This window comes from Kribbella sp. NPDC043289, from assembly GCF_056436705.1.
The window spans coordinates 746,402-768,988 of the sequence record NZ_JBWKCB010000001.1; the positions used below are offsets into that span (position 1 = coordinate 746,402).

The 22,587-nt window shown below is 69.8% G+C and carries 18 protein-coding genes; 8 read left to right on the forward strand and 10 right to left on the reverse strand.

Translation table 11 applies throughout. The annotated features are described in order from the left end of the window. Positions 1 to 50 precede the first annotated feature (50 nt). On the reverse strand, positions 51 to 566 hold the full coding sequence (locus AC0662_RS03510) for a VOC family protein (protein ID WP_452198769.1): 516 nt from the start codon (positions 564 to 566) through the stop codon (positions 51 to 53). Positions 567 to 598: 32 nt separating this feature from the next. Beyond that, positions 599 to 1,276: a LysR family substrate-binding domain-containing protein gene (locus tag AC0662_RS03515; protein ID WP_452198771.1), complete on the reverse strand. Its 678-nt coding sequence runs from the start codon at positions 1,274 to 1,276 to the stop codon at positions 599 to 601. A gap of 33 nt (positions 1,277 to 1,309) precedes the next feature. Here AC0662_RS03515 and AC0662_RS03520 point away from each other — a divergent pair, with 33 nt between their 5' ends. Further along, complete coding sequence (locus tag AC0662_RS03520) at positions 1,310 to 1,675, forward strand: DUF5997 family protein (protein WP_478298241.1); 366 nt, start codon at positions 1,310 to 1,312, stop codon at positions 1,673 to 1,675. 11 nt (positions 1,676 to 1,686) lie between these two features. On the opposite strand, the gene AC0662_RS03525 is transcribed toward AC0662_RS03520, so the two are convergent. The 3 genes from AC0662_RS03525 to AC0662_RS03535 are packed head-to-tail and all read right to left on the reverse strand — an operon-like array spanning position 1,687 to position 4,979. After that, positions 1,687 to 2,427 carry an alanyl-tRNA editing protein gene (locus AC0662_RS03525; RefSeq protein WP_452198775.1) on the reverse strand — a complete coding sequence of 247 codons (741 nt, stop codon included), beginning with the start codon at positions 2,425 to 2,427 and terminating at the stop codon, positions 1,687 to 1,689. Beyond that, complete coding sequence (locus tag AC0662_RS03530; RefSeq protein WP_452198777.1) at positions 2,424 to 3,584, reverse strand: pyridoxal phosphate-dependent aminotransferase; 1,161 nt, start codon at positions 3,582 to 3,584, stop codon at positions 2,424 to 2,426. Before AC0662_RS03530 ends, AC0662_RS03525 begins: the two co-directional genes overlap by 4 nt. A 27-nt stretch (positions 3,585 to 3,611) precedes the next feature. After that, entirely contained in the window at positions 3,612 to 4,979 is a 1,368-nt protein-coding gene (locus AC0662_RS03535; RefSeq protein ID WP_452198778.1) for an FAD-binding oxidoreductase, read from the reverse strand. 235 nt (positions 4,980 to 5,214) lie between these two features. Between AC0662_RS03535 and AC0662_RS03540 the strand changes: the two genes are divergently transcribed. The 3 genes from AC0662_RS03540 to AC0662_RS03550 all read left to right on the forward strand — a co-directional run bounded on the left by AC0662_RS03540 (position 5,215) and on the right by AC0662_RS03550 (position 12,964). Next, positions 5,215 to 10,689, forward strand: a complete 5,475-nt coding sequence (locus tag AC0662_RS03540; RefSeq protein ID WP_452198780.1) for an ATP-binding protein — start codon at positions 5,215 to 5,217, stop codon at positions 10,687 to 10,689. Between the two features lie 78 nt (positions 10,690 to 10,767). Beyond that, positions 10,768 to 12,819 (forward strand): transglycosylase domain-containing protein, encoded by a 2,052-nt coding sequence (locus AC0662_RS03545; RefSeq protein WP_452198782.1) that lies wholly within the window; start codon positions 10,768 to 10,770, stop codon positions 12,817 to 12,819. Between the two features lie 7 nt (positions 12,820 to 12,826). After that, positions 12,827 to 12,964 carry a hypothetical protein gene (locus AC0662_RS03550; protein ID WP_452198784.1) on the forward strand — a complete coding sequence of 46 codons (138 nt, stop codon included), beginning with the start codon at positions 12,827 to 12,829 and terminating at the stop codon, positions 12,962 to 12,964. Here the strand turns inward: AC0662_RS03550 and AC0662_RS03555 are convergent. The 3 genes from AC0662_RS03555 to AC0662_RS03565 form a co-directional block, all read right to left on the reverse strand. Then, complete coding sequence (locus AC0662_RS03555; RefSeq protein ID WP_452198786.1) at positions 12,951 to 13,286, reverse strand: hypothetical protein; 336 nt, start codon at positions 13,284 to 13,286, stop codon at positions 12,951 to 12,953. The two genes, AC0662_RS03550 and AC0662_RS03555, sit on opposite strands and share 14 nt — an antisense overlap. Before the next feature lie 92 nt (positions 13,287 to 13,378). Continuing rightward, on the reverse strand, positions 13,379 to 13,603 hold the full coding sequence (gene infA, locus AC0662_RS03560; protein ID WP_452198787.1) for a translation initiation factor IF-1: 225 nt from the start codon (positions 13,601 to 13,603) through the stop codon (positions 13,379 to 13,381). 2 nt (positions 13,604 to 13,605) lie between these two features. Further along, positions 13,606 to 14,394 carry a GNAT family N-acetyltransferase gene (locus AC0662_RS03565; RefSeq protein ID WP_452198789.1) on the reverse strand — a complete coding sequence of 263 codons (789 nt, stop codon included), beginning with the start codon at positions 14,392 to 14,394 and terminating at the stop codon, positions 13,606 to 13,608. 227 nt (positions 14,395 to 14,621) lie between these two features. On the opposite strand from AC0662_RS03565, the gene AC0662_RS03570 reads away from it, so the two are divergent. Beyond that, complete coding sequence (locus AC0662_RS03570; protein ID WP_452198791.1) at positions 14,622 to 18,047, forward strand: error-prone DNA polymerase; 3,426 nt, start codon at positions 14,622 to 14,624, stop codon at positions 18,045 to 18,047. Here AC0662_RS03570 and AC0662_RS03575 read toward each other — a convergent pair. Beyond that, complete coding sequence (locus AC0662_RS03575) at positions 18,044 to 18,736, reverse strand: isochorismatase family protein (RefSeq protein ID WP_478298245.1); 693 nt, start codon at positions 18,734 to 18,736, stop codon at positions 18,044 to 18,046. The two genes, AC0662_RS03570 and AC0662_RS03575, sit on opposite strands and share 4 nt — an antisense overlap. A 250-nt stretch (positions 18,737 to 18,986) precedes the next feature. Between AC0662_RS03575 and AC0662_RS03580 the strand changes: the two genes are divergently transcribed. From AC0662_RS03580 to AC0662_RS03590, 3 genes are all read left to right on the forward strand, one after another. Further along, entirely contained in the window at positions 18,987 to 19,427 is a 441-nt protein-coding gene (locus AC0662_RS03580) for an SRPBCC family protein (RefSeq protein ID WP_478298247.1), read from the forward strand. A gap of 108 nt (positions 19,428 to 19,535) precedes the next feature. Beyond that, positions 19,536 to 20,837: a BNR-4 repeat-containing protein gene (locus AC0662_RS03585; protein ID WP_478298249.1), complete on the forward strand. Its 1,302-nt coding sequence runs from the start codon at positions 19,536 to 19,538 to the stop codon at positions 20,835 to 20,837. 23 nt (positions 20,838 to 20,860) lie between these two features. Then, on the forward strand, positions 20,861 to 22,036 hold the full coding sequence (locus tag AC0662_RS03590) for an MFS transporter (RefSeq protein WP_452198798.1): 1,176 nt from the start codon (positions 20,861 to 20,863) through the stop codon (positions 22,034 to 22,036). Here the strand turns inward: AC0662_RS03590 and AC0662_RS03595 are convergent. Continuing rightward, entirely contained in the window at positions 22,002 to 22,586 is a 585-nt protein-coding gene (locus AC0662_RS03595; RefSeq protein ID WP_478298252.1) for a TetR/AcrR family transcriptional regulator, read from the reverse strand. The genes AC0662_RS03590 and AC0662_RS03595 overlap by 35 nt on opposite strands. Position 22,587: the final 1 nt, after the last annotated feature.

Sequence of the window (22,587 nt, forward strand, 5' to 3'; positions counted from 1 at the left end):
GGGCGTGTTGCAACCCGCCACCGCTGACATAACCCGCCAGCCGTAACGGCTCAGCCGACGCGGGAGATGCCGACGCCGCTGCGGGCCTCGCGGCCGTACTTCGTGATCTCGGCGGCGAGGTCCAGGCGGGAGATGCCCGTCTTCTCGCGGTCCTCGTCGGTGAGCAGGTCGGCCGGGATGATCCAGACGATCTCGAACTCGAGGCCGTCCGGGTCCTTGCCGTAGAGCGACTTCGTGGTGCCGTGGTCGGACGCGCCGACCAGGGCGCCGTGCTCGCTCAGCTTGCCGGCCAGTTCCTCGAGGTCACCGAGCGTGTCGACCTCCCACGCGAGGTGGTAGAGCCCGACCGACGTCCGCCCGGCGCCCGACGGAGCGGCCTGGGATCCGATCTGGAACAGGCCGAGGTCGTGGTCGTTGCTGGAACCGGGCGCCCGCAGGAACGCTGCTCCCTGGATCGCGTCACCGGTCTCGGTGTACCCGAAGCCGAGGACGTCTCGGTAGAACGCGACGCTCGCCGCGACGTCGCGTACGTACAGAACTGCGTGGTTCAACCGGAAGATCGCCATACCGCCATAGTAGTTGAAGACTCAACCGAATTCTAGCGGCGACGGCGAGGCTTCTTCTGCGGCGCTTTCCGCTGGGCCGGCGCCTTGGTCGTCCGCTTCGGCTCCCGCGTGGTTTTGGCGGGGCCGCGGGTGCTGTTCACGGTGCGTCCGCGGACGATGCCGATCAGGTGCTCGACGAGCTCGCTGGTCTCGTCCTCGGGCCAGCTGAGCGCGACCTGCGACTCAGGTACGCCGGTCAGCGGGCGGTACGTCAGGTCCTTGCGGTGATGCAACCGGGCGAGGGACTGCGGGACCACCAGCACACCGGTGCCCATGGCAACCAGCTCGACCGCGTCGCCGGTCCGCGCCGGCCGCTCCTCGATCAGCCGGCCGGGCGGCCGTTCCCAGTCGAGTACGTCGTCCCGCGGGTGCAGCACCAGTTCGTCGGCGAGATCGTCGACGGTGACCTCGTCGGCGGCCGTGATCACGTGGTCCTTCGGAACCACGACCACCGTCTGCTCGACGTACAGCGGGATGGCGTGCAGGCCGGTCCGGTCGATCGGGAGGCGCAGCAGCACCGCGTCGACCTCGGCGCGGCGGATCAGGTCGGGCGCCTCGGCGGCGGTGACCTGGACGAGTTCGAGCGGGACGCGGGGGAGGCGCTCGGCCCAGATCCGCACCCATTTCGCGGGGGTCACGCCGGGAACGTAGCCCAGCCGGAATCCGGTCACGGTGCTGAGGTTACCGGGCGTTACGCTGCTCCCATGACGGCGCGTAAGACGCAGACGATGAAGCCCGCGACGGCGGCGAAGAAGCTCGGGGTGTATCTCGAGGCCACGCCCGCGGAGTTCCAGGACGGAGTCGTGTCGCGCGACGAGCTGAACGCGCTGCAGGCGGACCCGCCGGAATGGCTGCGCGACCTGCGCCGCGACGGTCCGCACCCGCGCGCGGTGGTGGCCGCGAAGCTCGGTGTGTCGATCAGCGGGCTTGCGCGGGCCGGTGTCACCGAGGCGCTCACCACCGCGCAGATCGAGGACATCAAGTCGGACAACCCCGACTGGCTCGAGCACGAGCGCGCCACCCAGGCGGAGGTCCGCCGCCAGGCCGCCGACCAGAAGGCCCGCGACTAGGGCGTGTCTCCCTAACCGATCCGGACCCGGAGGCGGCGGAAGCCGCGGCCCTTGCTCTCCATCTTGACCACGTCCATCCGGCCGATCAGGGCGGTGGAGGCGACGTGGGTGCCGCCGTCGGCCTGCGTGTCGAGGCCGGCGATGTCGACGATCCGGACGATCTCGATGTCCGGCGGCAGCAGGTTGGTCGCCGTCCGGATGATGTCCGGGATCGCGAACGCCTCCTCGCGCGGCAGGTTGCTGACGGTGATCCGGCGGTCGGTACGGATCTCGGCGTTGACGGCCTCGGCCACCCGGTCCTTGAAGTCCGGCGGTACTTCGGCCAGGTCGAAGTCCATCCGCGCCGACAACGGCTCCATGTTCCCGCCGGTGACCAGCGCCCCGAAGTCGCGGAACACCACGCCGGTCAGCACGTGCAGCCCAGAATGCGTCCGCATCAACTGGGTACGCCGTTCGTCGTCCAGCGCACCCCGCACCGCGGTCCCGACCGGCGGCACCGGATCGCCCTCGTGCGGGACGAGGTACAAATCGTCGCCCTTGACCGTCCCCACGATCCGCGTCCGCACGCCGCCCCACAGCAGCACGCCCTCGTCCGGCGGCTGCCCACCACCGCCCGGGTAGAACGCCGACCGATCGAGCACGATCCCGCGGTCCGGATCCACGCCGACGACCGTCGCGTCCCACTCCCGCACCGACGCGTCGCCAAGATCCAGCCGATCCGTGTGCCCATGCTGACTGCCCGTGTCACTCATGACTCCACCAGTTCGGTGAAGGCGTCTAGTGCCTTGCGGATGTTCTCGACCGAGTTCGCGTACGAGAAGCGCAGGTAGTTCTCGCCGTATGCGCCGAACGACGTACCGGGGAGGCAGGCGACGCCGGCTTCGTCGAGCAGGCGGTCGGACAGCGTCGCCGCCGGCATCCCGAGTTCGGTGATGTTCGGGAACGCGTAGAAGGCGCCCTCGGGCTCGACGCAGGACACACCGGGTACGGCGTTCAGGCCGGACACGATCACGTCGCGGCGTTCGCGGAACGCTGCGAGCATCCGGTCGACGTCGTCCCACGGACCCTCGAGCGCGGCGATCGCGGCGTGCTGGCTGAACGCCGACGTACACGACACCGAGTTGATCATCAGCCGGGTCACCGGCTCGACCAGCGGCTCGGGGAACACCCCGAAGCCCAGTCGCCAGCCGGTCATCGCGAACGTCTTCGACCACCCGTCGAGCAGGATCGTCCGCGACGCCATCCCGTCGAAGTCGAGGACGCTGTGATGCGTACCGTCGTACCGCAGTGCCCAGTAGACCTCGTCGCTCAGCACCACGAGGTCGTGCTCGATCGCGATCTCGGCGATCTCGGCGAGTTGCTCCGGGGTGGAGACGCTGCCGCACGGGTTGTGCGGCGAGTTCAGGATCAGCAGCTTGGTCCGCTCGGTGACCAGGGACCGCAGCTCGGCCGGGTCGATGGCGAACCCGTTCTCCTCGCGCAGCGGCACCGGCACCGGCTTCGCCCCGGCGAACGACGCGATCGACGCGTACATCGGGAACCCGGGGTCGGGGTACAGCACCTCGTCGCCTTCCTCGCAGAGGGCGAGGATGGTGAAGAACATGATCGGCTTCGCACCGGGCGTGATCAGCACCCGGTCCGGCGTCGTCCGCAGCCGACCGGTGCGCTCGAGGAAGTCCGCGACCGCGGTCCGCAGCTCGGGGATGCCGGGGGCCGGCACGTAGTGCGTGAAGCCCTTGTCCAGGGCCTGCTGCGCGGCGGCGATCACGTGCGCCGGAGTATCGAAGTCCGGCTCACCGATCTCCAGGTGCACGATCTCCCGACCCCGGGCCTCCAGGGCCTTCGCCTTCGCGAGCACCTCGAACGCCGATTCGGTGCCCAGCCGGTCCATCCGCGCAGCAAGCTTCACGGCCTCAGCCTAATCTCACATCTGATCTCAAGCCGGGTGCGGCCCGTACGGGAACAGCCGGTTCCGGTCGTACGCCGCCCGGATCCCGGCCAGCCGCGCGAACGTCGCCGCCGGCCAGGACGCCTCGTACGAGCCCGGCAGCGCGAACCCACCGGCGAAGTTCACCGTGGTCTCGTCGGACACCCAGTCCCGCAATGCCGCCAGCACCCCGTCAACCGTTGCCGGAAGCACCTTTTCGAACAGCCCCGGATCCGGTACGCCGATCATCGTCATCGTGAACGCCCCGGACCGGCCGCCGACGGCACTGCCCTCGGGGACGTCCCGCTCCGTCGCCCCGCCGAGGTGCCGCAGCTCGACCGCGACCAACGGCACCTGCTGGTCCGGGCCGACCGCGTCCAGGAACGCGGCGACGAAGCCGGCGTCCATCTCGGTCAGCATCAGCCCGCGGTCCCACGACGGTGTCGGGGCCTTGGGATCGTTGTGGATCAGTGCGATGTCGCTCGCCGGCATCTCACCGACCGCGTCGATCAGCGCCGTCCCCGCGTCCCGGATTGGCTGGAACAGGCGTTTGCCCTCCGTCGCGTCACCGACGTACGCGAACCGGACGTTGATGACGGTCTTGCCGCGCAGCGGTTCCGGGATGAACTCGAGCGGTGGCAGCCGCAGGATCACCACCGAGGAGTTGGCCTCCTCGGGCAGCGTCTTGGTCCACTCGGCCCAGGCGCTCAGCACCGGCGCGACGTACTCGGCGTCGAAGAACACCGAACCGCCGTACAGGGTGCTCAGCTCGACGAGGGCGAAGTCCATCGCGGTGACGATGCCGAAGCCGCCCTTGCCGCCGCGCAGCGCCCAGAACAGGTCGGCGTTCTCGGTCGCGTTCGCGGTGACGATCTCGCCCGTCCCGGTGACGACGCGGAACCCGCGGGCCCAGTCGGACGAGAAGCCGTAGGTGCGGGCGAGCGGACCGAGTCCACCGCCGAGCGTGTACCCGATGCAGCCGACCGCGTCGGAGCCGCCGGTGATCGGTGCGAGACCGTGCGGCGCCGCGGCCGCGATCACCTCGGCCCAGCGGTTCCCGGCCGCGATCTGTGCGATCTTCGCGTCCGGGTCCACGGTGAGGCCGGTGAGCCGTGTCGTGGTGACCACGATCCCGTCCTGGATCGGGTTCGGGATCCCGTGGCCGGTCGCCAGCACGCGGACCGGCGTACCGCTCTCGGCCGCCACGCGGACCACCGCGACCGCGTCGGCCTCGGACGTCAGCCCGACCACCACGTCGGGTGTGTGCGTCACGGCAAGGTTGAACCCGGACAGTTCCTCGGCGTACCCCTCGGCCTCCGGTGTCAGCACCGGCCCGGCGACTTCGCTGCGTAGCCGGTTGATCATTTCCTGAGTCATGTGTTGTTCCCTCCCTGCCGGGCAGTTTCGCGCACGGCGGGGTCACGTAGCAGAGCCCGAAAACACGCCTGGGGAGGGGGCCGACTCGACGGTAACGGCCAAGGACTGAAAGCCTGTGCCAGCGGCAGCTGTCTTCTGCGATCCAGGGGAGAGGTCTGCCCGCGAAGCTCAGGGTGAGACATGGAGGCGGTCGGTGTTCAAGCGTATCGCAATAGTGAACCGGGGAGAAGCCGCGATGCGGCTGATCAACGCGGTCCGGGAAGTCAACGCCGAAGGCGGTGACCCGATCGAGACCGTGGCCTTGTTCACCGACGGCGAGCGTGCCGCGACCTTCGTCCGGGCGGCGGACATCACGTACCCGCTCGGCCCGGCGTCGGCCCGGCCGTACCTGGACCTCGCGGTCCTGGAGCGCGCGCTCCGCGAGACCGGGGCCGACGCGGCCTGGGTCGGCTGGGGCTTCGTCGCCGAGGACCCGGCGTTCGGCGAGCTGTGCGAGCGGATCGGCGTGACCTTCATCGGCCCGTCGGCCGAGGCGATGCGCAAGCTCGGCGACAAGATCGGCTCGAAGCTGATCGCCGAGGAGGTCGGCGTACCGGTCGCACCCTGGAGCCGCGGGGCGGTCGAATCGCTGGACGCCGCGCTCGAGGCGGCCGAGCGGATCGGCTACCCGTTGATGCTCAAGGCAACGGCCGGCGGCGGTGGCCGCGGCATCCGGGTGGTGCGCTCCGCGGACGAGCTGTCCGACGCGTACGCGCGGACCAGTGACGAGGCGGCCCGCGCCTTCGGCAGCGGCATCGTCTTCCTGGAACGCCTCGTCACCGGTGCCCGGCACGTCGAGGTCCAGGTGATCGCCGACGGCCAAGGTACGGCGTGGGCGCTCGGCGTCCGCGACTGCTCGGTGCAGCGCCGCAACCAGAAGGTGATCGAGGAGTCGGCCTCGCCGCTGCTCGCCGCGTCCCAGGTCGAGGACCTGAAGGCGTCCGCTGAGCGGCTGGCGCTCGCGGTCGGCTACCAGGGCGCCGCGACCGTCGAGTTCCTGTACCACCCGGGCGAGAAGTCGTTCGCGTTCCTCGAGGTGAACACCCGCCTCCAGGTCGAGCACCCGATCACCGAGCTGACCACCGGGTTCGACCTGGTGAAGGCCCAGCTGCACGTCGCGTCGGGCGGCCGGCTGGAGGGCAGCAAGCCGCTCGAGAGCGGCCACGCGGTCGAGGCCCGGCTGAACGCCGAGGACCCGGACCGCGACTTCGCGCCGTCGCCGGGGCGGATCACCGTCCTCGACCTGCCGGCCGGTCCGGGGATCCGGGTCGACACCGGCGTCAGCGCCGGCGACAGCATCCCCGCCGACTTCGACTCGATGATCGCGAAGATCATCGGCTACGGCCGGACCCGCGAGGAGGCGATGGCGCGGCTGCGGCGGGCGATGCAGGCGACCACCGTGCTGATCGAGGGCGGTGCGACCAACAAGAGCTTCATCCTCGACCTGCTCGACCAGCCCGAGGTGATCGACGGCAGCGCGGACACCGGCTGGATCGACCGGGTCCGCGGCGAGGGCCGCCTGGTATCGCACCGGCACTCCGGCGTTGCGCTGGTCGCGGCCGCGATCGAGGGGTACGAGGACGCCGAGCAGGTCGAGCGGATCCGGCTCTTCGAGACCGCGCACGGCGGCCGTCCGCAGGTGCAGCACGAGGTCGGTCGCGCGATCGACCTGAAGCTGCGCGGCGCGAGCTACCGGGTGACCGTGGCGCGGATCGGTCCGGACCGGTTCCGGGTCGGTGTCGGCAACGGCAACGACCACCTGAAGATGGTGGACGCCGAGCTGGAGCGCCTGGACGAGTACACGAGCCGGCTACTGGTCGGAGGGCAGCGGTTCCGACTCGTCACCGCGACCCACGGCCCGGTGCACCTGGTCGAGGTCGACGGCGTGACCCACCGCGTGAGCCGCGACGAGGGCGGCGTACTGCGTTCGCCCGCGCCGGCGCTCGTGGTGGCGACGCCGGTGCAGGCGGGGGCCGAGGTCGAGGCCGGCGCGCCCGTGCTGGTGCTGGAGAGCATGAAGATGGAGACGGTGCTGTACGCGCCGTTCAAGGCGACCGTGAAGGAGCTGCAGGTCTCGACCGGCAGCCAGGTCGAGACCGGTGCGCCGCTGCTCCGCTTGGAGCCGGCCGCCGACGAGGGTGCCGCGGAGGCGGCTGCTCCGGTGCAGAACGGCGTCGAGCTGGACCTGCCGAACGGGACGGGGGAGAAGTCCGCCGTCGAGCGCGTCGAGCGCGGGCTGGACGACCTGCGGAGCATGCTGCTCGGGTTCGACATCGACCCGCAGGACGAGGGCGGCATGCTGGCCGACTACCTCGCTGCCCGGTCGGAGCTCGCGCACCAGCAGTCCGGGCCGCCCGTCGGCGCCGAGATCGAGCTGCTGACGGTGTTCGCGGACTTCGCCGAGCTGAGCCGGAACCGGCCCGCCGGAGCGGACACCAGCATCGAGAACCGGGTGCACAGCCCGCGCGAGTACTTCTACACCTACCTGCAGAGCCTGGACCCGGACCGTGGTGGGTTGCCGGCCGAGTTCCAGGGGCGTCTGACGCGGGTGCTGAGTCACTACGGTGTGACTGCGCTGGAGCGGAGCCCGGAGCTGGAGGAGGCGGTCTTCCGGATCTTCCTGGCACAGTTGCGCTCGACTCCCGACGTACTGATCGTGACGTCGGTGCTCCAGCGGTGGATCGCCGAGCCACTGCCGGAGACGCCGTACGGCGAGTCGGTGCACGAACTGCTGGACCGGTTGGTGCTGGCCACGCAGCTGCGGTTCCCGGTGGTCGGGGACCTGGCACGGAGTGTCCGGTTCCGCTGGTTCGACCAGCCGCAGGTGGACGCCGAGCGGGCGTCGATCATCGCGGGTGTCGGTGACGAGGTGGCCGACCTGGCCGCGAACCCGGACGCGCCGGACCGGCAGCAGCGGGTGGACGCGCTGGCCGCGATCCCGGAGCCGATCGTCCGGTTCCTCGCCGAGCGGCTGGAAGGCGGCTGGAGCGAGCGCGAGCCGATGCTCGCGGTGCTTGTCCGGCGGCACTACCGCGAGTACGAGCTGCACGACCTGCGGGAGTTCGCGGTCGACGGGCGGCCGTTCGCGACCGCCAGCTACTCGATCGACGAGAAGCCGAGTCACCTGGTCACGACGGTCGGCACGGTGGCCGAGCTCGCCGACCCCGACAGCGACCTGTCGCGGGCGCTGACCGCGCAGATCGACGCCCGTACGGCGGGTCACGAGGCGGTCGTCGAGCTCTACCTGCACGGCCCGGAGCTGCCCGAGTCCCAGCAGGAGGCCTCCGACCGCTACCGCCGGCTGGTCGCCGACCTGCCGATCGCCCAGCGGGTACGCCGGATCTCGGTCGCGATCGCCCCGGGCCACGGCAAGCCGGTGTCCTACTTCACCTACCGCCCCGCGGGCGGCTCGATGGCCGAGGACGACAACGTCCGCGGCGTGCACCCGATGGTCGGCCGCCGCCTGAACCTGTGGCGACTGCGCGACTTCCGGATCACCCGCCTGGACGCGCCGGACGACGTACTCCTGTACTACTGCGTCGCCCGCGACAACGAGGCCGACCGGCGGCTCGTCGCGCTGGCCCAGGTCCGTCAGTTCGCGGTCGTCCGCGACGAGGACGGCCAGGTCACGTCGCTGCCGCACGCCGAGCGTGCGATCGCGAACTGCCTGGAGGCGATCCGCCGGGCCCGGACGGCGCGCGGCGCGGCGGGCGCGAAGCTCGACATGAACCACGTCTGGGTGCAGATCTGGCCGGTGGTCGAGGCGCAGGTCGACGAGGTGACCGCGCTGCAGCGCAACATCGCCCCGCTGACCGCCGGCGCCGGGATCGAGGAGGTCCTGGTCCAGGGTCGCGTCGCGGCCCCGGACGGCACGATCAACCCGGTCACGGCCCGGTTCTACTACCAGCACGGCGCCGGCGTCGTGACGTCGGTGGAGCAGCCGCCGACCGGTCGGCTGTTGCCGCTCGACGACTACGCGCAGAAGGTGCAGCGGTCCCGGCGGCGGAACACGATCTACCCGTACGAGGTCAGCGGGATGGTCGCCGGCCAGGGCGGCAGGTTCGTCGAGCACGACCTCGACGACAGCGGCAACCTGGTCCCGGTCGACCGGCCGAAGGGCCTGAACAAGGCCGGCGTGATCCTCGGCCTCGTCACCACGCCGACCGACCGGTACCCCGAGGGCGTCACCCGGGTGGCGCTCAGCGGCGACCCGACGAAGGCGCTCGGTGCGGTCGCCGAGGCGGAGTGCTCGCGGATCATCGCGGCCCTCGACCTGGCCGAGCGGATGCAGGTCCCGGTCGAGTGGTACTCGCTGTCCGCCGGTGCCCGGATTTCGATGGACTCCGGCACCGAGAACATGGACTGGGTCGCGAAGGCGCTGAAGCGGATCGTCGAGTTCACCCAGGCCGGCGGCGAGATCAACGTCGTGGTCGCGGGCATCAACGTCGGCGCGCAGCCGTACTGGAACGCCGAGGCCACGATGCTGATGCACACCAAGGGCATCCTGGTGATGACGCCGGACAGCGCGATGGTGCTGACCGGCAAGCAAACGCTCGACTTCTCCGGCAGCGTCTCGGCCGAGGACAACTTCGGTATCGGTGGGTACGACCGGGTGATGGGCCCGAACGGCCAGGCGCAGTACTGGGCGCCGGACCTGAAGGGCGCCCGGGACGTGCTGATGACGCACTACGACCACACCTACGTCCTGCCGGGCGAGAACGGTCCACGGCGCGCGGTCACGACCGACCCGGTCGATCGCGACGTCACGCCGTACCCGCACGATGTCGCCGGGAGCGACTTCAAGACGATCGGTGAGATCTTCTCGGCGGCGACGAACCCGGACCGCAAGAAGGCTTTCGACATCCGCACCCTGATGCGGGCGGTGACCGACCAGGACCACCCCGTGCTGGAGCGCTGGGCCGGGATGGCCGACGCCGACACCGCGGTCGTGCAGGACGCGCGCCTCGGTGGGTACCCGGTCTGTCTGGTCGGGATCGAGTCCCGGTCGGTGCCGCGCCGGGGCTTCCCGCCCACCGACGGCCCGGACACCTACACCGCGGGCACGTTGTTCCCGCGGTCGTCTAAGAAGGTCGCGCGGGCGATCAACTCCGCCAGCGGCAACCGGCCGCTGGTGGTGCTCGCGAACCTGTCCGGATTCGACGGCTCGCCGGACTCGATGCGCAACCTGCAGTTGGAGTACGGCGCGGAGATCGGGCGCGCGATCGTGAACTTCCGGGGACCGATCGTTTTCTGCGTGGTCTCGCGGTACCACGGCGGCGCGTTCGTGGTGTTCTCGAAGTCGCTGAATCCGTCGATGACGGTGCTCGCGGTGGAGGGTTCGTTCGCCTCCGTACTCGGCGGCGCGCCGGCCGCGGCGGTCGTTTTCGCGGCCGAGGTCGACGCGCGGACGGCCGCAGACCCGCGGGTCGCGACGCTCGCGGAGCGGGTCGGCGAGGCGACCGGAGCCGAGCGCGCGGCGCTGGCGACCGAGCTCGCGGACGTCCGAACCGTCGTCCGGGCGGAGAAACTGGGCGAGGTCGCGGCCGAGTTCGACCGGGTGCACAGTATCCAGCGGGCCCGCGAGGTCGGGTCCGTCGACGCGGTGATCAGCGCGGCCGAGTTGCGGCCACAGTTGATCGAGGCAATCAATTCCGGGGTACCCGGACTGTGATGATTCCTCTAGCCTGGAAGGGTGCGTACCGACAGGGGCGGTCGCAGTCGGGCTCGGTCGTTGATCACGTTCATCGGCGTGAGCGTACTTTCGGGTGCGCTCGCGGCCGGGCTGGCGGTGCCGTTCGCGGGCTTCGCCGGACGTGGTGCGGCTGAGGTCGCGGGGACCGTCCAGAACCTTCCGAAGGAATTCCAGACCGATCCGCTCGCCGTCCGCAGCCGCATCCTGGCCGCGGACGGCTCGCTGATCGCCACCCTCTACGAACAGAACCGGGTCCCGGTCCGGCTGGGCACGGTCAGCCCGATCATGCGCAAGGCGATCGTCGCGATCGAGGACTCCCGGTTCTACGACCACGGCGCGCTGGACCTGAAGGGCACGCTGCGCGCGATGGTGCGGAACTCGACCGGCGGCGAGGTCCAGCAGGGCGGGTCGAGCATCACCCAGCAGTACGTGAAGATGAGCCTGGTCGAGAAGGCGCGGACGGCGGCCGAGCGGCAGAAGGCGACCGAGGTCTCGTACGAGCGCAAGCTCACCGAACTGCGGTACGCGATCGCCGTCGAGAGCGAGCTGTCCAAGGACGAGATCCTCGAGCGGTACCTGAACCTGGCGAACTTCGGCGACGGCGCGTACGGCGTCCAGACCGCGGCGCAGCACTACTTCCGGACCACCGCCGACAAGCTCACGCTCCCGCAGGCGGCGCTGCTGGCCGGCCTGGTGAAGAACCCGAGCGGGTACGACCCGACCAACGACCTGCAACGGTCCCGGGCCCGCCGGGACGTGGTGATCAAACGGATGCACGAACTCGGCGCGATCACCCTCCGGCAGGCGAACCAGGCGCTCCGCACGCCCGTCATCGACCTGGCCGCGGTCGAACCGGTGCCGAACGGGTGCGCCAACTCGCGGTACCCGTTCTACTGCGACTACGTGGTCTCCAAGCTGCTGGCCAATCCGGAGCTCGGCGCGACCGTCAAGGACCGCGACCACTACCTGAAGACCGGCGGCCTGTTGATCCGGACCTCGATCGACCCGCGGATCCAGGCGGCCGCCCAGGCGTCGATCGTGAAGCACACCAAGCGCAAGGACAGCGCGATCGCTGCCATCACCGTCGTCGAGCCGGGCACCGGCCTGGTCAAGGCGATGGTGCAGAGCCGTCCGTACGGCAACGGGCGCTACCACACGAACTACAACTACAACGTCGAGAAGTCGTACGCCGGTGGGTACGGCGGGTTCCAGAACGGCTCGACGATGAAGGCGTTCACGATCGCGGCGGCCCTGGCGAAGGGCATCCCGATGGACTACCGGATCAACTCGCCGGAGCAGATCGACCTGCGGAACACGAAGTTCAAGACCTGTCACGGCACGACCCGCGACCCGACGTACACGCCGAAGAACTCGACGCACAGCGGTGACCTGACGATGGTCGAGGCGGCGCGGTTCTCGACCAACACCTACTTCCTGCAGCTGTCGCAGCGGACCGGTCTGTGCGCGATCGCGAAGATCGCGTCCCGGCTCGGGATGTACAACGCGCAGACGATGGGGCCGCTCGACCAGGTGGTGTCGATGACGCTGGGCGTCGGGTACGTGACGCCGCTGATGCTGTCGAACGCGTACGCCACGTTCGCGGCGCGCGGGAAGTACTGCAACCCGCTGGTCGTCACCTCGGTGCGGGACAAGTCCGGAAAGGCGATTCCCGGTCCCGGCTTCGACTGCAAGCAGGTGCTGCCGCGCGCGGTGGCGGACGGGGTCAACCGGGTTCTCAGCGCGGTGATGATGCCGGGCGGTACTGGTGGCCACCTGCGGTTCGGTACCCGCGACATGGCCGGCAAGACCGGGACGATCCAGCAGAACCTGGCCGTGTGGTTCTCCGGCTACACCCCGAATCTCGCCGCCGCCGCGGTCGTCGCCGACGCGAACCTGCCGTACACGAACCTGATGTACGGCCACACGCTGGGCGGTCAGGACATCGTCGACCCGACCGGCTCCGGTACGGCCGGTCCGCTGTGGGAGACCGCGATGCAGGGCGCCCTGCACGGCCTCCCGGTCGAACGCTTCGCCAACCCGCCGCGCAAGATGATCGGCAACCCGAAACCCCCGGCCTCGGGGAAGCCCACACCGAACAGTCCCCGCTGAGCCCAGCGTGACCAGCGCCCTGCTGATCGCGCTCGACGGGTCGCTCGGCACGCTGGTCGGCATCCTGCTGCTCGCGCTCGGCGCCGGCTACACCCACGGCGTACTCCGACCTGGTTGCTGCTCACCCGCGCCTAGAGCGGTCTGAGGTCCGAGCCCGGGACCCAGGCGATCTCGCCGTCCTTGTCGCGGAAGCGGCCGAGCCATTCGCCGTTGTCGCGGATCCAGATGTCGAGCTCGCCGGCCGCCCAGGTGGCGCGCTGGACCGACTGGCTGGGATCGACCTTGCGGATCGCGTCCGCGGGCCGGGGCCCGTGGGCGTCGTACTGGACGTCGAGATCGGAGGCCACCTGCCGGGCCTCCGTCTCGTCGTCGATCCCTGTTGCACGCCACCCGTTGACCGCACCGTCCCAGACGCCGAACCTGTTGGTTCCGTCGTCGGACGGGCGCACCGTGAACCGACCAAGCATGTTTTCAGATTACCGCCTTGTCGAACATATGTTCTAGTCTTGATGTCGACAGGAGGTGTGTGCGATGGACGACACGGTGCGCCCGGCCGGACTCAGTTGCGGTAGCGGAAGATGATCCGGCCCCGGGTCAGGTCGTAGGGGCTGAGTTCTACCAGGACGCGGTCCTCGGGGAGGATCTTGATGTAGTTCTTCCGGATCTTCCCGCTGATGTGCGCGAGGACCCGGTGACCGTTGCTGAGTTCGACCCGGAAGTTGGCGTTCCGGAGGCACTCGACGACGGTGCCTTCCATCTCGAGACCGCCTGCTGTTCTGGGCATCGTCAGGCCTTTCCCGGTCCGCTGACCAGTTCCAGGCTGCCGCCCGTTCGGTGGGCGCCGAAACCTTCGAACAGCCTTGTCGCGGCGGTGTTGGTCTCGTCGACCTCTGCCGTCGCCGCTTCCTTGCCGGAGTGGTGCAGTTGGGTCAGGGCGTGAGCCAGTAAGGCCCGGGCGATCCCGCATCGTTGCTCGGCGGCGAGGACCGCGACCAGTCCGATCCGCGGGAGTCGGGTCATCGTCGCGAGCCGGAGCAGGCCGACGTACCGACCGTCCCGGACCGCGACGGTGTACTTCGACGGGTCGAGCGGTCTCGTCCCACCTTGCCAGGGCAGGACCTCTGCGGGCATCGTGTGCCATCCGACGGTGGACCCGACCTCGGCGCGAATCGCCTGGTCCAGCTCGCGCAACGGCGCCTCGGCCACGTCGTCACCGGTCAGGATGGACAGCCCAGATGTCGTGGCAGTTGGTGTTGTGGGTACGGCGTACTCCGCCTCGCGCCGCCAGATCGTGAACCCGGCGCGGATCCACTGGGCTGTGAGGTCGTGGTCGGTCGCGTCGACAACCGTGTAGCGCGGGGCCGGCTGGTCGGCCAGGATCGCGGCGGCGAGCCGGTCGAAGACCTCGTCCCGCCAGGTGTCGATGCTGAGGAAGGTTCGGCCGTCGAGCCGACGGCTGGCGTGGCCGCGACCGACGACCAGGTCGTTCTCGATCGCATGCCATTGATTGTCGGCGACGCGTGAGACGGTCACCTTGTGGGCGTGAACGCCCGGACTGAAAGGCAAAGAGTTCATCGGTGTTCCTTTCGGGAGCTTCTGGGGGCGCTCCCGACGACACCTACGTCAGCCCGCCCGTGACCACGAGAGGGGGAGCACCCACTGCGTTGCAGCGTTCATCGGGGCCTCACCTCCAGGTGTGATGTCACGGACCACAGAACGGTACCAACCGCGCCGTCGGGTGGGCCACCGATTTTGGTCCTTCGAACAAGTGTTCTATTCTTGATCTCGGATGGAGGTGTGCGATGGGATACAACAATCCGCCGATCAAGTGGTCGGAGCTGGAGCGGAAGCTGTCCGACCGCCACCGCCCGGGCAGCCACGGCGGCCGTCCTGTCACCGCTGACGGCGGAGACAGCCCGGCCTGGTCCCAGCACCGCGGGCCCTATGTGCCCGAGCCCGTCCACCGCCCTGACCACGCGGTGCCTTATGCCGAGCTGCATGTCCATTCGAACTTCTCCTTCCTGGACGGCGCCTCCCAGCCGGAGGACCTGGTCGAGGCCGCCGTCCGGCAAGGGCTGCACGCGCTGGCGCTGACCGATCACGACGGGTTCTACGGCGCGGCGCGGTTCGCCGAGGCCGCCGCGGCGTACTCGCTGCCCACCGTGTTCGGCGCGGAGCTGTCGCTGGAGCTGACCGGCCCGCAGAACGGCGTGGCCGATCCGGAGGGCAGTCATCTGCTGGTGCTGGCCGAGGGACAGGAGGGGTATCACAAGCTCGCCGGTGAGATCACTGAAGCGCAGCTGGCCGGTGGCGAGAAGGGGAAGCCGGTCTACCACCTGGAGGAGCTGGCAGCGCGCGGGAAGGACCACTGGATGATCCTGACCGGCTGCCGCAAGGGGCTGGTCCGGCAGGCGCTCGAGCTCGGTGGACGCGCCGACGGCCCGGCCGCCGCGGGGCGCGAGCTGGACCGGCTCACCACCTTGTTCGGCAAGGACCGAGTGGTCGTCGAGCTGATGGACCACCACCTCCCCGCCGACACCACCCGGAACCGGATCCTGGCCGCCCTGGCCGCCGACCGCGGCCTCCCGGTCGTTGCTACGAACAACGTTCACTACGCGACCCCCGCCAAACACAAGCTGGCCGCCGCGCTGGCCGCGGTCCGGGCCCGCCGCGACCTGGACGCGATGGACGGCTGGCTGCCGGCGGGCGGGATGGCGTTCGTCCGGTCGGGCGCGGAGATGACCGTCCGCTTCCGGCGCTTCGACGGGGCGGTCGCGCGTTCGGTGACGCTGGCCGACCAGCTCGCGTTCGATCTCGCCCGAGCGAAACCGAAGCTCCCGCTCCGCGACGTACCGGAGGGGGAGACGCCGATGTCGTGGCTGCGGGTGCTGACGTTCCGGGGGGCTCTGAAGCGTTACGGGACACGTGAACAGCGCCCGGACGCGTATGAGCGGCTGGCGCGGGAGCTCGACGTCATCGAGGAGAAGGGGTTCCCGGGGTACTTCCTGATCGTCGAGGACATCGTCCGGTTCGCCCACGACCACGGGATCCTCTGCCAGGGCAGGGGATCCGCGGCGAACTCGGCGGTCTGCTACGCGCTCGGGATCACCGCGGTGGACAGCATCCTCTACAACCTGCCGTTCGAGCGGTTCCTGGCCACCACGCGGGCCGAGGAACCGGACATCGACGTCGACTTCGACTCGGGGCGTCGCGAGGAGGTCATCCAGCACGTCTACGCCAAGTACGGCCGGCGCAACGCGGCCCAGGTGGCGAACGTGATCTCCTACCGCCCGAAGTCCGCCGTCCGCGACATGGCCAAGGCGCTCGGGTACTCCGTCGGTCAGCAGGACGCCTGGTCGAAACAGGTGGACGGCTGGAGCCCCGAGATCACCTCGACCGAGCACGACATCCCGCCGCAGGTGGTGGCGATGGCGACCGAGCTGCTGAAGTTCCCGCGGCACCTCGGCATCCACTCCGGCGGGATGGTGCTGACCGAGCGCCCGGTCGGCGAGGTGGTGCCGATCGAGCACGCCCGGATGGAGGACCGCACCGTCCTGCAGTGGGACAAGGACGACTGCGCCTGGATGGGGCTGGTGAAGTTCGACCTGCTCGGGCTCGGCATGCTCGCCGCCCTGCAGTACTGCCTGGACATGGTCCGCGAGCGGATCGGGGAGTCGTGGGAGCTGCACACGATCCCGCGGGAGGAGGCCGGGGTCTACGACCAGCTCTGCCGGGCCGACTCGGTGGGTGTCTTCCAGGTCGAGTCCCGCGCGCAGATGGCGACGCTGCCGCGGCTGAAACCCCGCCGGTTCTACGACCTGGTCACCGAGATCGCGCTGATCCGGCCCGGCCCGATCCAGGGCGGCGCCGTGCACCCGTACATCCGGCGCCGGACCGGGGAGGAGCCGGTCACGTACCTGCACGCGAAGCTGCGGCCGGTGCTGGAGCGGACGATGGGCGTGCCGCTGTTCCAGGAGCAGCTGATGCAGATGGCGATGGCGGTCGGCGAGATCGACGGCGACGAGGCCGACCTGCTCCGCCGCGCGATGGGTTCCAAACGCGGCATCGAGAAGATCTCCTCCCTGAAGGACAAGCTGTACGGCGGGATGGCGCGCAACGGGATCACCGGTGACCTGGCCGACGAGATCTACGCCAAGATCGAGGCCTTCGCGAACTTCGGGTTCGCCGAGTCGCACTCGATCAGCTTCGCGCTGCTCGTCTACTCCAGCACGTGGCTGCGCCTGCACTACCCGGCCGCGTTCCTGGCCGCGCTGCTGCGAGCACAGCCGATGGGCTTCTACTCACCACAGTCCCTGGTCGCCGACGCGCGCCGCCACGGTGTCGAAGTACGGCGTCCGCACCTGCATCTGTCCGGGGTCGACGCGGGGCTGGAGTTGCTGGTCGAGGGGCAGGAGCGCACCGGGCCGACCGGATCGCCGCAGTGCCTGGAGGACCCGCAGCCGCTGGTCGGTCCGTTCGACCCGAAGGCACCGTTCGACACCACCAGTCATCGGCGGGACGGGGTGTTCGCGGTCCGGCTCGGGCTGGCCGAGGTCCGCACGGTGGGGGAGAAGGGCGCGAAGCTGATCGTCGAGGAGCGGGAGCGGGGCGGACCGTTCACCGAGATGGCGGACGTGGTCCGGCGTACCGGGATCACCGCGGCCCAGGTCGAGGCGCTGGCCACCGCGGGAGCGTTCGACTGCTTCGGGCTCGACCGCCGGCAGGCGTTGTGGGAAGCCGGCCGGGCAGCCGAGGAACGCCCGGGACAGCTGGCCGGTATCACCGCCGCCGGCCCGCCGCCGACACTGCCCGGGATGAGCGACATCGAGGCCGACATGGCGGACCTGTGGTCCACCTCGATCACCACCACCAACCACCCGATGGAACGCGTCCGCGACCAGCTCCGTGCCGACGGCATCCTGTCCGCGGCCGAACTGAAGGCCGCCCCCAACGGTGCCCGGGTCCGCGTCGCCGGCGTCGTCACCCACCGCCAGCGCCCCGCGACCGCCTCCGGCGTCACGTTCATGAACCTCGAGGACGAGACCGGCATGGCCAACATCGTCATCACCGTCGGCTGCTGGCACCGCCACGCCGCCGTAGCCCGCAACGCCGCCGCCCTGATCATCCGCGGCCGCGTAGAACGCGCCGGCGAAGTCACCAACCTCTCCGCCGACCACCTCCAACGCCTCCCCCTAGCCGCCCAAACCAAATCCCGCGACTTCCGCTAGAAACGGTTGGTCGGGTGGGGTTGGAGGAGAGTTAGTACTTCGGCGGTGGGGCGGACGTCGGCGAAGGTGCGGTAGAGGGTGTGGAGGGTGGCGTTGAGGTCTTGGTCGCGGCGGGCGGCGTTGGCGTCGGCGATCATGACGACGCGGTAGCCGACGGTGCTGGCGTCGCGGGCGGTTGATTCGCAGCAGACGTTGGCCACGGTGCCGGTGATCAGGACGGTGTCGATGCCGCGTTCTGCCAGCAGGTCCGACAGGTCGCAACGGCCTGGGAAGAACGCGCTGGTGGCGGTCTTCTCCACGATCAGGTCTTCGTCCCGTACGTCGAATTCGCGCCAGACGCGGTCTCGCAACGGACCGGTACCTCCCGATTCGCTGAACATTCTGGCGATCTCAGGCCCGAGGAACTCAACTGTCACGGGGGTGATCTCGGTGCGCCCGGGCAGTACCCACGCGACCGTGCCGCCCAGGGAGCGAAGGTTGCCGGCGAGCGCTTGGATGTTCGGCACGATGCCGCGCGCGTAGTCGTCGTGCTCGACGAAGAACGAGACCATGTCGACGACCACCAGCGCCGTACGCTCCGGCACCAGCTCCTGGTAAGCGTGCCGCTTCCCGCGCCGCGCCTCGTGCCGCGCGTACTCGCGTGCCTCGATCGTCCACTGGTGCAGCTTCGGAACCACAGTCTCCGTCATGCGCCAGAGCATGTCAGCCGCTACCGACAGATCTCCGAGTTGTCGCAAACTCTCGCAGTACCCGCTTCGAGCGCCGGTTGCCCGCGCGCCATCTCCGCGTTCGCCGAGTCGTGGCGTTTGGTTCGTGCCCTGATTGGCGAATCGTGAATTGGGGTTGGGTTTGTCGAGCCGTTCCTCACGACTCGGCGGAGCAGGTCGGCCGGTCGTGCTGGTACGGCGTTGAAGCGTGAGGGAGTCGTAGAGTCGGGTTGTGGGTGTTGATGTCGTGACCGAGTGCGTGATTGCTCGGGCGGTTGATGTTGTGGCGGGGTACGTCGGGGATCCGGGCAATGCGCCGGCGTGGTACTCGAATATCGAGTCGGTGCAGTGGCAGACGGAACCGCCGGTCGGGGTTGGTTCGCGGATGGACTTTGTTGCGCACTTTCTCGGGCGTCGGCTCGCCTATACGTACGAGGTTGTCGAACTGGTGCCGGGGCGTCGGCTGGTGATGCGGACCGCGCAGGGGCCGTTCCCGATGGAGACGAGCTACGAGTGGTCTCCCGTGAGCGAGGACGCCACGCGGATGACGTTGCGGAATCGGGGTGAGCCGAGCGGGTTCGCCGGGGTTGCGGCGCCGCTGATGGCGGCGGCGATGCGGCGCGCGAACACCAAGGATCTCGCGCGGCTGAGGCAGGTTCTCGAGTCGCGCTGAGAAGGCCGGTGGGAACATCTGTGCCTCCAGCAACTCTCGTGCGCCAAGGTGACCACATGCTGGCAAGCGCTTACCGAAGGCTGTCGAACTCTGCCACACTGGGTGTCCATGACTTCGCCTCTGGTGATCAATGACAACGGTGCGTGGTGCTGGTTCCAGGACGAGCGGGCGTTGGTCGATCCGAATGACGGGGTCCTCGTCGTCGGGTCGATCGCGGCGCCGGAAGGTCCCGGTGGCGCTGATCGGGCCGGCAATGTCGAGCTGACCGTGGTCGATCTGCGGTCCGGTGCGACCGACGTCGTGGTCCTGCATGAGCAGTTCGAGGCCGACGACCACGACGTACCGGCGTTGTGGCGGCGGCGGGACGGTCGGTGGCTGGCGGTCTACACCAAGCACAAGACCGACGACCTGACGCGGTGGCGGGTGAGCGAGCCCGGCGATCCGCGGAAGTGGGGCCCGGAGCAGACGTTCGACTGGAGTGAGTTCACCGGCGGCCGCGGCGTCACCTACTCGAACCTGCACGAGCTCGACGGCCGTCTCTATTGCTTCGCGCGCGCCGTGAACGACGACCCGTGTGCGCTGGTGTCCGACGACGAGGGCGACACCTGGACGTACGCCGGGAAGCTGTTCACGCGCCCGAAGATCGGGTACGTCAACGGCTACACCCGCTACGTCTCCACGCCGAAGCGCGTCGACCTGATCACGACCGACCACCACCCGCGCGACTACAACAACTCGATCTACCACGGGTACCTGGAAGCCGGCGCGCTGCACCGCACCGACGGGACCGTCGTGGACGAGGTCGCGCTCGACGCGGACGCACCCTCGCAGGTCGAGCTGACCACTCTCCTCGCCGCCGACTCGGTCTGGGGTGGCGAACCGATGACGCACTGCTGGACGACCGACATCCGCCGCGGCGACGACGGCACGATCGTGGCGGTCCTGACCGCTCGCCACGACACGCCTGAGAAGCCGGAGGACGCCTTCGAGCGGCTGCACCCGGTCCCTGACCACCGCTTCTTCTACGCGCGCCTCGCGCCCGGCGGGACCTGGCAGGTTCACCAACTCGCCAAGGCGGGCCACGGTCTGTTGCCGCACGAGAACGACTACACGGGCCTGGTCGCGATCGACCCGTACGACCTCGACTCGCTGTACGTCTCCACGCCGATCGACCCGCGGGACGGCGCCGCCCTGAAGCACCACGAGATCTTCCACGCCCGTACGGCGGACGGCGGCGCGACGTGGACGTGGACACCAGTGACGGAGAACTCGACCGGTGACAATCTCCGGCCGATCGTCGCGCCAGGCGATCCGGGGAGGGTCCCGCTGCTGTGGTTCCGCGGCGAGATGACGGCCTCGCAGCACTACGCGTGTGAGGTCGTGCTCCGGGATCAGCCGCGACAGACATAGTAACAAGCGGTACCATCTGACCCATGGGTGTGCCGGTTCGGCGGTTGTGGGTAGCGGTGCTGTGTGGATACCTCGCGTTCGGAGCCGCGTTGCAGGCGCTGCCGTCGTACGTGCCGAGCAGGTACGGCGGTGGCGCGCTGGCCAGCGGGACCGCGGTCGGGATCGCGTTTCTGGCCACGGCTCTCGGGCGCCCGTTCGCCGGTCGGCTGGCGGACGCGGGCAGGTCGCGACCGGTCGTGCTGACCGGGGGAGTGCTGGCCGCGCTTGGAGGCCTGGGGCAACTGTTGGCGCCGGATCTCGCGGTGCTGCTGGTCGCGCGACTGGTGATGGGCGCGGGCGAGGCGGCGCTGTTCTCGGCGGCGTTGCCCTGGGTGCTGGCCGGAACGCGGATGGCCCATCGCGGCCGGCTGGCAGGATGGTTCGGCCTGTCCATGTGGGGCGGATTGGCCGGCGGCCCGGTCCTCGCGACAATCGTCGGGAGTGCGGGAAGCGCGGGTGGTGGGGGCGGTGCGGGCGGCGCAGGTGGGGATGTCGTCTGGTGGGCGGTCGTGGTGTTGTCGCTCGTGTCCGTGGTGCTGGTGCTCACGACCCGTCGCGATCCAGGCCGAAGCGAGCCGCTGACACGCATCCGCAGTATCCGGGATCTGATCCCCGTCGGCGTTCCCTTGCCGGGAGCAATCATCGGCCTGGCCGCCTACTGCTACGGCACCGTGGCGGCGCTACTCGTCCTCAGACTGAGAGCCGACGCGATCGGCGTCGACAACATCGCCCTCGCCGTCTTCGCGCTCGCCTTCCTGATCGTGCGCTTCGCCGGCAGCCCACTGGTCGATCGGTACGGCGGACGCGTCGTCGCGGCAACGACCGTCACGATCGAGATCGTTGCCTTGCTCGGCCTCGCAAAAGTCGACGGCCCGGCCGGCGCGCTCGTCTTCACCGCGCTCGCCGGCGTCGGTATGGCGCTGATCTATCCGGCCTGCGTCTCGATGACGCTCGATCGCGTCCGTGGTCTGCGGCCGGGCGTCTCGATGGGCGTGATGACGTCGTTCTGGGACTTCGGCGTGATGGTCGCAGGTCCGCTGGGCGGGTTGACCGCGGACCGCGCGGGCTATCCGGCCGCGTTCGGTCTCGCGGCCGGAGCGGGCGTCGCCTGTGTCGCCGTACTGCTCAGAATGCCGCGGCGAGCAGTGTCTCCACGATGACCCGCGCCTCCGCACCGAGCCCCGGATCCTGGTCAACCGCACTGATCAGCGTCGCCCCTTCCAGTACGACGACCAACTGCCGCGCCGTCGTCTCGGGATCGCGGGCGCCGGCGTCGGTGAGCAGGCGTTCGAAGAGTTCGCGGTAGAAGGTGAGATGGTCCCGCGCGAGCCGGCGCGGCGCCCCGTCGTACCCGCGGTCCTCGGTGGCGGCGTTCATCATCGCGCAGCCGCGGAACCCGGACTCGGCGTACCAGGTCGCGACCAGGTCGAAGACGGCGAGGACCTGGTCGCGGCCGGGCGGTGCCGCGGCGACGGCCTCGTGGTGCCAGGCGCGGACCCGGTGCGTGCGGTCGGTGAGGACGGCCTCGACCAGGCCCTCCTTGGAGCCGAAGTTCTTGTAGATGGTCAGCTTGGACGCGCCGGCCGCCTCGACCACCTCGTTGATCCCGGCCGCGTGGATCCCGCGGCGGCCGAACACGTCCGCCGCCGCCTTCAGGATCCGGGCCCTGGTCGCCTCCGGGTCCAGTCGTTCACCTGCCTTGACCGGCATC